Raw genomic sequence first — 13,905 nt, forward strand, 5'->3', positions numbered from 1 at the left:
GGTGATGATCTTTCATTACTCTTCAGAGTCATCTCCACTATCATTCGAATTATTGTTGTTATTTCGTTCCGTCGAACCATTCGAATTGTTTTGCGCGTTTGCGCCATCATTTGAATTCGGTTCATCTGTTGCTGGTTCGTCCGTCGTCGGTTCGTCTGTTACCGGCTCATCCGTCGTCGGTTCGTCCGTTGTCGGTTCGTCCGTTGCCGGTTCGTCCGTTGTCGGTTCGTCCGTTGCCGGCTCGTCCGTCGTCGGTTCATCCGTCGCTGGCTCGTCCGTCGCTGGTTCGTCCGTTGTTGGCTCATCCGTCGCTGGTTCATCCGTCGCTGGTTCGTCCGTTGTCGGTTCATCCGTTGTCGGTTCTTCTGCTTCAGGATCCGTGACCGTGACCGTTGTCGAGACCGGACCTGATTCTTCTCCAGAAGCTTTTGCTACGACTTGGAACGTCGATCGCCCTGGCTTCAATCCATTGATAGCGATTCGATTCGTCGTACTCGTACCAATCGTTGATGTTTCGCCGTCAGCATCTGTCATCGTCACTTCGAACGATACATCATCATAGCCATTGGCACGAAGCGCAGCATCATTGTAGTTCCAAGTCAGTTCACCGCTCTTTGTGTCTTCATCGTAAGATGCTTGTAATCCAGTCGGAGCGGGTACTGTCTTTTTTTCAACGACAGGTTCCTTCGTCCCTTTCACGTACAATTCATTTCCGATACTAAGGACAGAACTTGGTTGTTCGAATGGTGCGGGTGTACGATCGCGCGTTTTTGTAATGAAATCTTTCCAGATTTGCTGTGCCATCGTACTGTTATACGGACCACTGAGTCCAGATCCGTTGTTGTTTCCAGATTTCGTTGTTCCTGTCCAAACACTGATTGAGACATCAGACGTATATCCTGCAAACCAAACATCTTTATAGGCATTCGTCGTTCCGGTCTTACCGGCTGCATCAAATGACAATCCAGCACTTGGGAACGTACCGCCTGGTTTTAAGACATCACGAAGCATGTCCGTCAACATATAAGCTGTATAGTCTTCCATCGCTTTTTTCGATTTGATTGGTGATTTGATTTTTGATCCATCACTGTACTCAATCGATTTGATGACGTGTGGTTTGATATAATCGCCACCGTTACCAAGTGTTGCATAAGCTCCAGCCATCTGCGTCGTATTGAAACCGTGTTTCATTCCACCAATCGCATACGCTGGAGAAATCGACTCATCATCTTTCATTTTCAAACCAGATTTTTCAGCGAATGCTTCGACTGAATCACCACCGATTTCTTGGAACGTTTGAATGGCTGGTGTGTTTGCTGAGATTTTCAACCAGTGACGAATCGTGTTCGTGCCACGGTATCCATCGTAGTAGTTTCCAATCTCTTTACCGTTGACTTCTGTTGGTTTATCCGTCAATTGTTTCGCAGTCGACCATTTATCGTTCTCGATTGCTGGTCCATAGGCAAAGAATGGTTTTGCAGATGAACCCGGTTGATGCGGTTCATTCGCAAAGTTTCGTCGCGCTGTTCCCTTACCTGGATTTTTACCATCGACGACCGCAAGGATTTCTCCTGATTGCGTATTGACTGCTGTCGCAGCCGTTTCAGCGTATTCCGGTAATTGGACGATTTGGTCTTTCTTAATTGCTTCATTCATATAGTCGTGCATCGGTTTATCAATCGATGTATAGATCTTTAACCCTTGACCATAGATATCTTTACCTTCAAGACCAAAATCATCTTCTAACTCTTTAGACACCATGTCGAAGATGACACTATCGTAGGACTCATCCTTCGTTGACTTCGGTGCCGGATTGATTAATTTTGAAATCGGTTGTTTTACTGCTTTATCGCGTTGTGCTTCTGTAATGACGCCTGTCGTTTGCATCGCATTGAGAACTTGCGTCTGACGCCATTTCGTTAGCTTAGGGTCTCCTTTGATTGGATCGTAAGCGGTCGGACGTTGCGGAAGTCCTGCAAGCATCGCGGCTTCCGCATAATTCAACTTATCAACAGACTTGTTGAAGTAAGCCTTTGAAGCCGTCTGGATTCCAAACGAGTTTTGACCATAATAGTTTTTGTTCAAATACATCTCTAAAATTTGATCTTTTGTATAGTCCTGCTCTAAACGAATCGCGAGCCATTGCTCCTGCACTTTCCGCGTAATCGTTTTATCAAAGCTGAGGAACGACTGTTTGACGACCTGTTGCGTGATCGTCGAAGCCCCTTCTGATCCGAATCCATCTGTCACGTTTGCAATGATTGCTCCGCCAAGACGACGGATATCAATCCCGTTGTGTTGATAGAAACGACGGTCCTCAATCGAGATGAATGCGTCTTTGACGACTTCTGGTACTTCATCGATTGAGACATACTCTCGACTCGTTCCGCCTTTTGTAATCTCTTCCTTGTTGCTTGCGTAAATTTTGAGCGGTAGCGCATCTCGAAGTTCTGTCTCATCGAGCTCAGGTGCCGTCGCGATCGCGTAAGCTGCAAATCCACCTCCGACTAACATCATCACGATGAATAATCCGGTAGCAATCAACAATATTTTTTTCCAAAGTGGACCTTTCCCACCGGAACCTCCACCTGACTTCTTCTTTTGAGGACGTTTCGTCCGTTTCATCTTTTTCTCAGATGACTTCGTCTCTTCACGACGTGCGACACGACTTCTTTCCATATGCTATCCTTCTCCTTCAATCAAAAAGTGTCTGAATTGAAATATAGTTCGTCCACTGCCTTTAAATAATCGATGGCAGGGTACGCTCCAGTCTCGACCTTAATACCGTCTTGTTCGATTGCTGTCAGCGGAATCGATTTCCGTCCGCTTTCTAACTGATCCCACCAGGGGAACACGTGCTCGACTGAAAGCACATATTGCACATTATACAGACTGAACCGAATGATGACAAAACAAATTCCTCCATGTTCGACACATTGACGCATGTGTGCGATTTGATGGGGGTGAAAATTTTTTATTGGGAAGGAGGTTTTATTCGTCGTCTCCTTCGCTTCGAAATCAATATATTTTCCACGATACACACCATTATAATCCGTCGTCGACGGTTGCTTGAAATAGGCTTCCTTAACGACAGCAGCCGACCGTTTCGGATAATCGACTTGGACGATTTGTAACGGAGTGGGTTTCTTGTGAATGATTGCCCGATTATGGGTTAGGTAAAACGTATTACTTTCATTCAATAATTTTTCGAGCGTCATTCCTCGGTTTGAAAAGGTTGAATCGGTTGATCGCGCCTTCTTAATTCGGGTTCCATGCGACTCGAGCGGCTTTTGAAATTTTTTCCCATTCGGGTAATTCAAAACGATTCCCCTCCTATCGCGTTTATTGTACCATGATATGTGATTGTACCGTATCGGCCGAGAGGAGTAGTTAAAAACCAATGACAATTGAACCGTTATTACAAGAGATTGAACGAATTTATCAAGAAGGACGTGCCGGAACCGAATATGACTTCAATCGAGACGTCGTGCCGTTCGTTGAACGAGCTGATCAATTGATAGCTGAGTGGCAAACGAATGCTCAAGATAGTCCTTACTTACGACCGAGCATGGTTGAAAGTGCAGTTGATCAACTGAAGCAAATTTCCGTCCAAGCCTTTCAGCCAAAAACGAGTCTGAAACGTTTTAACGAAACGATTAAATCAGTTCGTTATATTGATCGATTAATGAACGGTGAAGAATAAAGATAAAAAAAACAGGAATTATCTTCCTTAAGTCGAACACCTTATCTATGAGGAAATGTTTCTTATGTTTCCACTTGTCGGGCTATAGCTTTTCAGCCGCCTAGCGTGTAAAGTGGCATCAAGAGCATTTCTTTTTAAAAGACTGTGTAATTATCGTGCAATTGGAGGAGATTCATTTGAACAAACGGGTACAATCGAACGTCAAAGGCGTTGATGTCAAAGGATTTCCTAAGAACTCAACCCCTGCCCCGAAGAAATACATCATGTTCGTCGACGAGACGGGGAAACTCTAATTGCCTACTATATAATAGGAAGTTACACGAAACTGTTCTCAAATATGATTGATTCCATGTCACTTTTAAATGTATTGCTAGTGTGAAATCAGGTGTGCAATCGCACGTTTTTACTATAAGTGTGCAATGAGGTGTGCAATTTAAAATTGCACACCTCATTGTGTTTCTAAGTTTTCTATAGGTGGTAAATACCCATAAATTTATGTAATTGCGCAGCTGCTCGTCGTGGGAACGGGAGGCAAAGAGAAAATGAAGATTTTACTACTTGGAGAAAATCAGCTAGCGATCACTGGGGATGTTACTGAAATAAAGCGCGTCGTCGATACACTCACGACAGGTAGTCAAGTTGATCTTCTACTCAAAACTTCATGCATGAAAAAAATCAATGTCATCCTTCCGAATAATCGAGATATCGTTACAAGTGAGCAAGTTACCTTCGTTTTTGAATAATAAACGGGAAAGGTGAGGTCCCCTTTCGCGAATTCCAGTCGCTACACCCTCTCGACTTCGCCCGACCTCTCCCTGGATTCCCTTATGGGGAGTCTTAATCATATCATCAATTATCCATATTCACCCAAATTAAAAAGTGTTGTAATCTCCTAAATTATTCTTTATTTTTAAAGAATGACATATTAAGGAGTATTGAAAATGAATGAATGGATTAAAGGCGGAATTGAGATATCTTCTGCAATAGGTGCTGTATGGGCAGCAGTTGCAGCACGAAAATCAGCGAGTGTTAGTTCTAAGCAATTAGAGCAACAAATTATTCAACAAGAAAAAATCGATTTACCTCGACTAGTTCCTTTGAATACCTTCATACAAACTGAAGTAATAAAAATGAATAGTGATTGGAAAAAAATAGATTCAACATTAATAAATAATAACGTTGAAAAAGAACAAACACCGGTAAAAGAATTGAGATTAAAGGAAAAATTCAGTTCTTATCCTCTACCTTTGATTAATACAGGAAAGATGTTTGCGCTTGATGTTAAATATAATTATGTATTAGAAGGTGGGCGTGACTCAATTACTGAATACTCTTTTGACAAAATAAAGTTAAAAGTTCTAGATCCAGAAAAAGGACAGCTAGAAAGTGATGAGTTTCGGTTCTTTTTTTATCAAGATTATCAAGGTTACAACAGTAACCAATCAATTGAAAATCAAATTATAACAGTAAAACCTTATGTCAGATATATACCAATAATTAAAAGTGAAGAAACAGTAGACCTACTAATCCCTTCTTATTTTGTACTATTAAGTAATATTTATATAAAAAGTAACTGGATTCATCAAAGAAAGTCGATGAAGCGCCCGTGTTTAATACTTACCATCATGTATACTGATCAATTTTATCAAGTCCATACATTGGTATATAGAATGGCTTTAAGCCTTAAACAACTTCGTACAAAAGGGTTTGAAACGGAATATATCGAAACATGGGTAGACTTCGAACTCATAAAATCCGAAATAGAAAACAAGCCCACCTAAATTGGTGAGCTTGTTTTTTTCATACACTCTTACTTTCCCTTTTACTTTCAGAAAAGTGTGTTCCAAGTAGCTAGTCCAACAACGCCATCTGTGTCGAGTTTCTTTCGCTTCTGATATGCGCTGACTTTCGTTTCTGTCTGTTTATCGTACTTACCTGTGACCAACGCACCTACTGCGCGTTGGATCCGCTCGACGTCTTTCTGTTTCATTCCTTTTGCTCCGATATACAACGGTTTGCCCGGGAATGGGACGATGGCTTTTCCGTCTCCGTGTGCCGGTTTTGATTTAGCTGCTGGAGCAGTTCCGAGCATTTTGTCCGTACCGTATCCTTTGTACTCATACTGCAGATGCGGGGAATCGATGAAGGTCTCGTCGCGTTGGTTGCCGTCCGAATCCCAGTCCCCGCCCCACGTGAAGCCGAGACGTTGCGCTTCCTTGATGGCTTTTTTGATGTCAGCACGCCCGTAGCCACTCCAGTAGACTTTACCGCTCTTGTCAGCTGGTACGAAGTCGAGTGCTTGTCCGACCAAATGATAAGAATACATTGTCTGTGACGCGCCCGAGTCAACATTGTCCTGTTGTTCTTTGAGAGTACGTCGTGCATCATATACCAGGATCTCGATACCATTTTTGACCAGGTATTCGTACCATTTCATGGCTAGGGCGCGTGTGTTTGGTGCAAGTTCAGCTAGGGTCGTGCGGTTTCGTTTGTCGTAATACATTATTTTGCCTCCTTTTGATTTTCATCGTGATGAACATCCGACTTCACTTCTGCAATACTCACTTCACTTGAAATCGGAGTGACCTGTTCTTCTTGTGTGGCTGCTGTCTCAATGATCGTGTCGACAGTGCGTGGTTCCTTTTCTCCTTGAAGCTGTGTCAATGCATCAATCATTTGTTGCGGCATCGGTACGTTCAAGAGACCTAGATTTTCCGCAACAGATAGTCCTTCTCGTGCGATGTAATAATACAAAGCTAGCGTCCGGACAATCGGCAGTCCACCATTGATCAATTCATCGAGTAAGACCGCAATGATGACGACGATAAACACGACGCCCTTTCGAATGCCACCCCAGAACATGACATCACTGTTCACACGTTTGTACTTATACGCTGCTAAAAATCCCGTTACATAATCGACAATCATTAAAAATACTAGAATCTTCAATGCAGCGTCCCAACCTCCAAACAATGCTGTTACTACAGTACCTAGCACCGCAAAAGCACCTTCAATTAAATGATGTGTCCTCAATGTCCTTCACCTCAACTCTTCATTTTTATAATAAAGTCCGTGCGTTACCACCAATACAAAAGAGCGATACCTAATGGATATCGCCCTTTACGCTTGACTGGTTATCTACTACTCACTAACAAAAATCAACCAATGAATGCAGACCGGAATCCAGCTGTTGAAGATAGCTGTGTACGAGGACGCGCAACATTTAAGAAAAACAGTCCAGTTGCTGAACCACTAGACCAGTCACCACCACGAAATGCGATTCTTGTCCCATAGTTACGAACTTCTAAGGTATCTAAACCATGAGATCCTGCAGTCGGAGCGACTGCCAAGTATTTTAATAATTCCGGAACAGTGTAACCACTTTTTGATGGCATTAATTCAAACGTCTGGAAGTTATAGACGTAGACATTATCTAAATCACCAAGTGTCGACATTGAATTTGTTCGATCTGCTGCAAATTGAATAGATCCAGGCGCTCTTGTAGCAGTTGTATCCGCACTTCCGGGTAATGTACTGTCAATAAATACGCCAGTATCAACCCATGTTGCTAAGCTATTCGGATCCGTTCCAAAATCATTGTCTTTGTGCGTCCAAATTTTTCCGTTTACGAGTCGAAGACCATCAACAAATTCACTTACATTTCCGTTTAAATCGTAAATTCCAGATGTTGTACCATCATGAGACCACGCTACAGGACCAGATCCGGTTAACACCTTATCCGGTGTGCTCGGATTCACGAGTCGACCAGATTCATGAGTTGATGCATGATCTTTACCAAAAGCATTGTTTCCTCGTGGCAAAAATCCATTTTTCTTACACCATAGTGCGATGGCCGCCCATTCGGCATTTGTCATCAAGTGCCAGCCTGTTCCTTTTGCTTTGCAAGCTGCTGAAGCTGCATCGATGTTTAGATTAGTGGCTGGGTTCATGCCAGGGAGACTGTACGCTCGTCCATCATGAATGATGTTCTGATACTTAGAAATCCAAATCCCGTCCTTGACGACACCATTGACGATGAACGCCGGGTGTGGGGATGCTGGTGCGCCGTCGATGACGTCCGCTAAATTGAAACGTGGTACGAACACCATGATGGATGGATTGCCTTTGTCGTCATATATGACGGTATTTCGACCGCCGGACGCGGCTTCTACTGCTTGACGATACGTGTCTTTTACTGAGAGTACGAATGGCATTATTCTACGACCTCCACGACTTCATTTTGTGATGTTTCTTGCTCCGATTCTTGTTCCGCACGCTTTCGCTCGAGATACACTTGCGGGAGTGGCCATAAGTTCAGGATGACCTTTTGCATGTCGAGTGGTAGGTCGACTACTTCGCCCCCCTCGTCCGTTTCGATGTATTCCTGTTGACGCGCTGGTACGATGATTGTCGCGACATACCAAGCGCCTAGTCCTTCGCGCATCGTCTCTAGGCTGTTATCGAGACAGACATCAATCGTACGATCGATATCCCCTTGACGTGATGCCAAATCAATTTCTACTTGATCCTCAAAACGTAAGACGCCGTTCCGGAGCGAAAAGGCAACCGTTTCACCGGCTGCCACTTTTTGAATAATCATTATTTGTTCCTCCAATCACTCATGAAATTTGTGGGTTGAGCAAGGTCCAGGTAAACGAAATCGATTTAGACGTGCTAGTCGACATGACCTTGAACCCGTTCTGCGTTTTCTCGATAACGCTCAACGTCCCAGCATCTGCTGGATCGTTCGGTGTCACGATGACTTCATAGTCCGGTGCATTGGCTTGTGGGAACCCGGTCAAGGCGACCATGACGACCGGATCAGCTGAACGGTAATAGCCATTGTCTACCGTTGTATTCGTGATTGTCGCTTTTCCTTGCAAGAACTTCTGCTTCTTCAACTTCTGTAATTCGAATTCGTTCGACGTAGCGATTTGAGTTGCAATCATGGCGAGCAGACCGATATCATAATGACCAATCAAGACGCCCGCTTCTAAGTTGTTCATGTTTTCTTCGTCAATCGGCGTCCCTTGTACGAGGACAGATCCGTTCTGATCGTCTAGGACCCGGTCTTCCCATTCGGTTGGTTCATAAAAACGACTGCGATGTAATTGTGACATGTTTTACGTCACCTCCAATTTGAATTTAAACTCGAACAATCTTCCTTTGAGGGCTTCGTGTTGCACGTTCGGGTTGATTTGAGCATATACTTGCCCAGCTTCGTTAAATAATCGAACGCGCGACACCAGTCCAATTGGTGATCGCGTCGTCAAGTAGACATGCTTGATCACGGTATCACCGGAAACAATTGATCTTCGAACTTTTGCCGGATAGGTCGTCGCGCCAATCGTGAAGTCTGCTGACACGCAATTCGTATCAATCGTCTTAGCGAGATCGTTGACTGCAATCGGTTGAAGAATACTCATCCGTTTTCTCCTTTCGTTGTATACGTGACGCCTGAGAACGACAACGTGGACAATCCACCTTTATACGTACTTTGCGTCCGGTTCAAGGCGTCTTCCAGCACGCCGTCGTTACTCGACTGGTAGGATGTCTTCGGTGGACTCGCCGTTCCGGCTTGTTGTGCGGATTGCCACCCCACCTCTTCTTGGGTCGCCGTTCCCGTAAATCCGTTCAGCAATTCATTTGCCACTTGCGGCACCGATGCGGTTCCAAGACTCCGTTCTTCCACGACAAAAAGCGTCGTGTCGTTTTTTCGACCGACGTTTACGTGATTTTCTTTTTCTCCGGAGAAGATACTGCCGCTGATCCGAATCGCACCCGTTCCGTTTTTGTACGAGCTGACTGCTCGTGAGAGGACGAGCGTTGAGCGTCCGGGCATTCGAATCCCGCAGCGGACAGCGATGACCGGATGGATATGAATCTTACCGTTTTTATAGATGACGCGGTAATAAATCCCTTCACCACGCTTGAACCAGATGGCTTCGAGACGAGAACTAAACCGTTTGTTGGCGTTGACTGCACGGAAAACGACAGGCAAGTCTTTCTCGCTCCGTAGCGGCCCATCAATCTCGATCTTGAAGAAGTAGGGTTCTCCGTCATAATCAAACCACTCGACGATTTGGGCACGATCCAAGAGAATCGATACTACTTCTTCGATGGCGGCGACTGTTCCCTTCCGGCGGTGGATTCGCCATGAGTTCCGGATCAGTTGTCGTTTTTGATCCGGCGATAGAGTCTCGTCGTAATAATCGACGTGATTTTCTTTAGCGACGATATCCAGTAAGCGTTCAGCAAGCGGCATCCGTGGATCCAGTATCGATGTCTCATCAAATACCTGCTGCAACATCAATGTGATGGCTTCGGCAAGCGCATGGTTTTCTTCGTTATTCTTAATCGATGCTGGCAGGATGTCATTGAGTGAAAAATTATTGAGATCAATCACTGACGAACCCTCCAAACGTGACGTTGATCGTCCGTTCGAACGCGACCTGATGTTTCGCTAAGGCGATGAACTGGTTCGGCTCGACGATGACGCGTTTCGCGCCTGCCTGTTGGATGCGTGCATACAGTTCACCGGGATCTACGCCCCGTCCCATCTTCGAACGCTGCCAGAGATGGTATTCATGGATTGCGTCCGTCACCTGTTGTTGATAATACGATTGCAAGGAACGTGCGCTTTCTGGCAGGTAATAAGATACCGACAAGTCATAGGGAACCCGAACGGCAGCGGCGACCGTCACGTAGTCCGTTAGCGGACGAATCGATTTGTCGTTGCATGTCTCACTGACCTTTTGTAGGACTTCCGTTGACGGGAGTGCACCTTGTTCCATCAAGACATACAAAACGACACGTCCTTGTGATGGGGTGACCGTTGCGACATCGATGATGCCTTGATGCGCGGATTTGGCATGATAGATATACGCTAGTTCAGGACCTGCCGTCGAGAACCCTTCTGGTGATAACCAAATCCGTTCTGCATACGGGTCGTCCTCTTCTCGGTCTGTCCCACCGAAGCTCTCCGTCACGTTAGAGACAGCTGCGACGTGCGGTACCGGTTCAATCAATTGATTGATTTGACCTGGTAGGTAACCGTTACCTAATAAACCACTCTCGACACAACGACCGACAATATCGATTTGTCCGATATTCGCCGGAACGAGCGTATCGGTCTTAATCTCGAACTGTACGTCTCCTGCCCCGATCAAAAATCCTTGAAAAATCGTGAATGGTACCGTATTCGTCACCTCGAACCGGAAAGTAGCTTCTGCCGCTTGCGCTTCCAGTCGCGGTACCTCACGTTCCGAACCGATGTGATCAAGGTAATCATCTTGTGCATAGGTCAGGCGGGTCTGTTTACCGGTGAAATCGATGTTATTCGCAAGCATCGAGGCGACAAGTGCGACCGATTGCAATAACTTCCGGCGCGGATCGGCTTCATTCAACGTCGTTCCGATCAGTCCTTCGAACGTCGAGACACCTAAGTTCTCTAATTCTTCGACGTCACTCGAGATGTACTCAATTTCTGGCAGGTTAAACCTCGCTGTCATTTGTAATCACCACCTTCACCGTTGCGGATAGCTTGCCTTCTAATGGTTTGTCTTCAATCAAGACATCTACTACATCGACCTCTGGAATCGACCGTTCGATTTTCTCGATGATTTGCGCTGATAGAGATGCCCTCGCATACGACGTCGGATCATCGATTGGTGGATCCAATCCGAATTCGCGGTGCATAGGACAAGAATCGACCAGCGTAGATAAGAGGAACGCGATACTTTGCAACGTAGCGAACGTGCCCGTCGCGCCATAATCAATCGCACCATCGACGGATGACGATACGCTGTAGGTGTCCATGCCTTCCCTCCTTCGAATCACGATTTTTTAAAGTTGGTATACGTCGAAACAGCTGAGACGTACTGACCGTTCCCGAGATAATACCATTTGATGCCGCTACCTGATACGATCTTGTACACCTTGAACGAATAGCCCTTCCGCAAGACGCGGACAATCCGGGCATTCAAGTTCGGACTGACCCGACAGTTCAACATCCCGACTTTCACCGTAGCGGTACCGGTCGTTGATTTCTTCGTCGGTTTTTTCGCAGGCGGTTTCTTCTTCGGTTTGTTCCGGACTGGCTTATTCTTCGGATATTCCTTCAGGGTCAATGTCGCTTCGATCGTATGCGATACGCCTCTGTTGTCGATGTTCCGGTGTGTCTCTTGAATATCTTCCAAGTAGAAGTATCCACTCGTGACCGGTTTGCTTCCGATGATCAACGAGGAGTACTTGCCTGCATCTCGAAAAGCGCGCAGCTTCTTCATCGTCGATTCCGGATTGACACCATGCGATCCTTTGAGCAGCACCTTAAAGCTGACACTTTCTTGACCAGCTCCCACGAATTCGGGGAGTGGCTTCTGAAGATTGATGTCATGTACCGCCCAACGGGCACTACTGGACCGCGAGAAGTCGTCGAAGGTCAACGCTTTCTTCGAAGAGACCTCGAACACGACACCAGCAAAACTTCCAATCCGCATCCGGATTCCCCCTTCTTACTCATTTCGTGACGAAGGCATTCGCCTTGATCGTGCCATTGACAATCAATTCGCCATCCGGATGTAGGTTGACCGTCATCTTTTTGGTTTTCTCGTCGTATTCGACGAACGCACCATCCTTGAACTGCAGATGTCGTTTCGTCTTGACCTTCGTCGGTGGTAGATCTACCTCGTTATAGGCACTCCCTAACACGTACCCTCGCTTGGATGTCCCTTCTAAAAAGCAACACAAAACGAGTTCATCGATGTCCGGATACCAGATGTCTTTATCCTTTTGCGCACCACGGACGAGCATCGAGAGTTCACGCGACACGACGTCATCTGACCCTTTGTCTTCGAACCGGACGCGGACCGTCGCACGATCCGGATAGATGGCCGTAACATATCCATGATCCAGCAACCGCATTAATATCCCTCCAAGCATTTGCGTAATTCGAGTGAGGTATCAGTTCCCTTGCCTACGCTTGCGGACATCGACGTGACGAGATACTTGCCATTGAATGACCCGAAATCTTTCAACGTAACGACTTGACCTGCGAAGACGTTCAAGAACCCTGCCAATACGACAGAAAAGGTGATCGCATCCTTATTCGCTTCACGTAGCTTTTTACGAGCAAGCGTCGCCGCTGCCGCTGATGATTTGACCTCTTCATTGATGTAAAGGACGCGAGACGTCGCGGGTGCCTTCGATGGCGTGAAAACATAGCGATAGGTCTTCTTCTTTTTGGGGTCGGTATATTTGACGGAACACGAGCGGTACATCGTCGTCAAAGCGTCTTTACCACTATATGACTTCATTGCTTTATCCTTACGCGAGATGATCATGACACTCGTTCCTTTTTCCAAACGTTCCTCATCCAAGATGATGATCTTCTTGTTCGCTACCTTCAGGGACAGACCAGCATCTCCGCATAACTTCATCAGAAACGCCAGATCCGTCTGTCCTTCCTGGTCAATCCGGTCGTACGACGGGTTCTCGTCTGCTGAAAAGTAGAGAGACATTCCATTCGCTTTCGCGATGGCTCCCGCTATCGCTTTCAGACTACTTTTCTCCCACGCGCGTGACTTACCAGATTTCCGCAAAGAAGAACTTTCAGGAACTGACAAGCCGCGGACGTTCGACGTCATCGGTGGTCCACTGATACCGAGTTCGTCAATTTCAAAGATGCCCAGGAAGCGGGATTTCGCTTTCGAGTCGTCCCATCCCGTCGAAACGAGCAAGGACGCCTTCAAGACCGAACCTTTTTTCGGACGCCATTGATTGTTCCAGCGTCCTTCCCGATCACTGAGCGTCAAGCTGAGACTATCCGATTCACCCGATAAGTTGTCTCTGAAAGACAACGACTCGATGAAGTCTTCAATCTCAGTCGTGACGTTGACATTGTCATAGATGACATCTGGTCGAATTCTTCTCCCGACGCTGCTCATCCGTATGCACCTGCCCCGAGTGATGGTTCCGTCATTTCGGCATCCCCATCGCCTTCGAGCCATTCGGGTTCATCTGTGTAGATCATTTCTTGTGGTGGTTCCGGGATTTGCAACGACACACCCGCTGAAAAGATGAGGGTCAGACGATGCCGCGGATTACTCGCTACAATCTCCGGGAACAAATATTCACTTCCAAGTTCGCGTAGGGCGATCCGATCAAACGTATCGCCCGACAACGTGACATAGGTTTTCATCCCT

The 13,905-nt window shown here is 46.1% G+C and carries 18 protein-coding genes; 3 read left to right on the forward strand and 15 right to left on the reverse strand.

Annotated features, from left to right (window positions below):
• Positions 1–15: 15 nt before the first annotated feature.
• Both K6T22_RS09830 and recU read right to left on the reverse strand, forming a co-directional pair.
• Positions 16–2,679 carry a PBP1A family penicillin-binding protein gene (locus K6T22_RS09830; protein WP_238236786.1) on the reverse strand — a complete coding sequence of 888 codons (2,664 nt, stop codon included), beginning with the start codon at positions 2,677–2,679 and terminating at the stop codon, positions 16–18.
• A gap of 20 nt (positions 2,680–2,699) precedes the next feature.
• Positions 2,700–3,326, reverse strand: a complete 627-nt coding sequence (recU, locus tag K6T22_RS09835) for a Holliday junction resolvase RecU (protein WP_238240095.1) — start codon at positions 3,324–3,326, stop codon at positions 2,700–2,702.
• Between the two features lie 74 nt (positions 3,327–3,400).
• Between recU and K6T22_RS09840 the strand changes: the two genes are divergently transcribed.
• The 3 genes from K6T22_RS09840 to K6T22_RS09850 all read left to right on the forward strand — a co-directional run bounded on the left by K6T22_RS09840 (position 3,401) and on the right by K6T22_RS09850 (position 5,484).
• Entirely contained in the window at positions 3,401–3,703 is a 303-nt protein-coding gene (locus K6T22_RS09840; RefSeq protein WP_238236788.1) for a DUF1798 family protein, read from the forward strand.
• 542 nt (positions 3,704–4,245) lie between these two features.
• A complete protein-coding gene (locus tag K6T22_RS09845) occupies positions 4,246–4,446 on the forward strand; it encodes a hypothetical protein (RefSeq protein ID WP_238236789.1) in 201 nt (66 codons plus the stop codon).
• A 198-nt stretch (positions 4,447–4,644) separates the two neighbouring features.
• Complete coding sequence (locus K6T22_RS09850; protein ID WP_238236792.1) at positions 4,645–5,484, forward strand: hypothetical protein; 840 nt, start codon at positions 4,645–4,647, stop codon at positions 5,482–5,484.
• A gap of 47 nt (positions 5,485–5,531) precedes the next feature.
• Here the strand turns inward: K6T22_RS09850 and K6T22_RS09855 are convergent, their stop codons facing one another.
• The 13 genes from K6T22_RS09855 to K6T22_RS09915 all read right to left on the reverse strand — a co-directional run bounded on the left by K6T22_RS09855 (position 5,532) and on the right by K6T22_RS09915 (position 13,901).
• Positions 5,532–6,206: a peptidoglycan-binding protein gene (locus K6T22_RS09855; protein WP_238236795.1), complete on the reverse strand. Its 675-nt coding sequence runs from the start codon at positions 6,204–6,206 to the stop codon at positions 5,532–5,534.
• Positions 6,206–6,700 carry a phage holin family protein gene (locus K6T22_RS09860; protein WP_238236796.1) on the reverse strand — a complete coding sequence of 165 codons (495 nt, stop codon included), beginning with the start codon at positions 6,698–6,700 and terminating at the stop codon, positions 6,206–6,208. Before K6T22_RS09860 ends, K6T22_RS09855 begins: the two co-directional genes overlap by 1 nt.
• Before the next feature lie 161 nt (positions 6,701–6,861).
• Positions 6,862–7,917, reverse strand: coding sequence for a formylglycine-generating enzyme family protein (locus tag K6T22_RS09865; protein ID WP_238236797.1), 1,056 nt, complete (start codon positions 7,915–7,917; stop codon positions 6,862–6,864).
• On the reverse strand, positions 7,917–8,303 hold the full coding sequence (locus tag K6T22_RS09870; protein ID WP_238236798.1) for an AAA family ATPase: 387 nt from the start codon (positions 8,301–8,303) through the stop codon (positions 7,917–7,919). The genes K6T22_RS09865 and K6T22_RS09870 overlap by 1 nt, the downstream gene beginning before the upstream one ends.
• Positions 8,304–8,322: 19 nt before the next feature.
• Positions 8,323–8,823 (reverse strand): type 1 periplasmic-binding domain-containing protein, encoded by a 501-nt coding sequence (locus tag K6T22_RS09875; RefSeq protein ID WP_238236800.1) that lies wholly within the window; start codon positions 8,821–8,823, stop codon positions 8,323–8,325.
• Between the two features lie 3 nt (positions 8,824–8,826).
• Positions 8,827–9,129, reverse strand: a complete 303-nt coding sequence (locus K6T22_RS09880) for a hemolysin (protein WP_238236802.1) — start codon at positions 9,127–9,129, stop codon at positions 8,827–8,829.
• Positions 9,126–10,109 carry a phage tail protein I gene (locus K6T22_RS09885; RefSeq protein WP_238236803.1) on the reverse strand — a complete coding sequence of 328 codons (984 nt, stop codon included), beginning with the start codon at positions 10,107–10,109 and terminating at the stop codon, positions 9,126–9,128. The genes K6T22_RS09880 and K6T22_RS09885 overlap by 4 nt, the downstream gene beginning before the upstream one ends.
• Positions 10,102–11,214 carry a baseplate assembly protein gene (locus K6T22_RS09890; protein ID WP_238236805.1) on the reverse strand — a complete coding sequence of 371 codons (1,113 nt, stop codon included), beginning with the start codon at positions 11,212–11,214 and terminating at the stop codon, positions 10,102–10,104. The genes K6T22_RS09885 and K6T22_RS09890 overlap by 8 nt, the downstream gene beginning before the upstream one ends.
• On the reverse strand, positions 11,198–11,521 hold the full coding sequence (locus K6T22_RS09895) for a GPW/gp25 family protein (protein ID WP_238236809.1): 324 nt from the start codon (positions 11,519–11,521) through the stop codon (positions 11,198–11,200). Before K6T22_RS09895 ends, K6T22_RS09890 begins: the two co-directional genes overlap by 17 nt.
• A gap of 17 nt (positions 11,522–11,538) precedes the next feature.
• Positions 11,539–12,201, reverse strand: coding sequence for a phage tail protein (locus K6T22_RS09900; RefSeq protein ID WP_238236810.1), 663 nt, complete (start codon positions 12,199–12,201; stop codon positions 11,539–11,541).
• 19 nt (positions 12,202–12,220) lie between these two features.
• On the reverse strand, positions 12,221–12,625 hold the full coding sequence (locus K6T22_RS09905) for a phage baseplate assembly protein V (protein ID WP_238236811.1): 405 nt from the start codon (positions 12,623–12,625) through the stop codon (positions 12,221–12,223).
• Entirely contained in the window at positions 12,625–13,647 is a 1,023-nt protein-coding gene (locus tag K6T22_RS09910; protein ID WP_238236813.1) for a phage late control D family protein, read from the reverse strand. Before K6T22_RS09910 ends, K6T22_RS09905 begins: the two co-directional genes overlap by 1 nt.
• Positions 13,644–13,901 carry a tail protein X gene (locus K6T22_RS09915; RefSeq protein ID WP_238236815.1) on the reverse strand — a complete coding sequence of 86 codons (258 nt, stop codon included), beginning with the start codon at positions 13,899–13,901 and terminating at the stop codon, positions 13,644–13,646. Before K6T22_RS09915 ends, K6T22_RS09910 begins: the two co-directional genes overlap by 4 nt.
• Positions 13,902–13,905: the final 4 nt, after the last annotated feature.

The organism is Exiguobacterium acetylicum (assembly GCF_022170825.1).
Taxonomy (GTDB): domain Bacteria; phylum Bacillota; class Bacilli; order Exiguobacteriales; family Exiguobacteriaceae; genus Exiguobacterium_A; species Exiguobacterium_A acetylicum_B.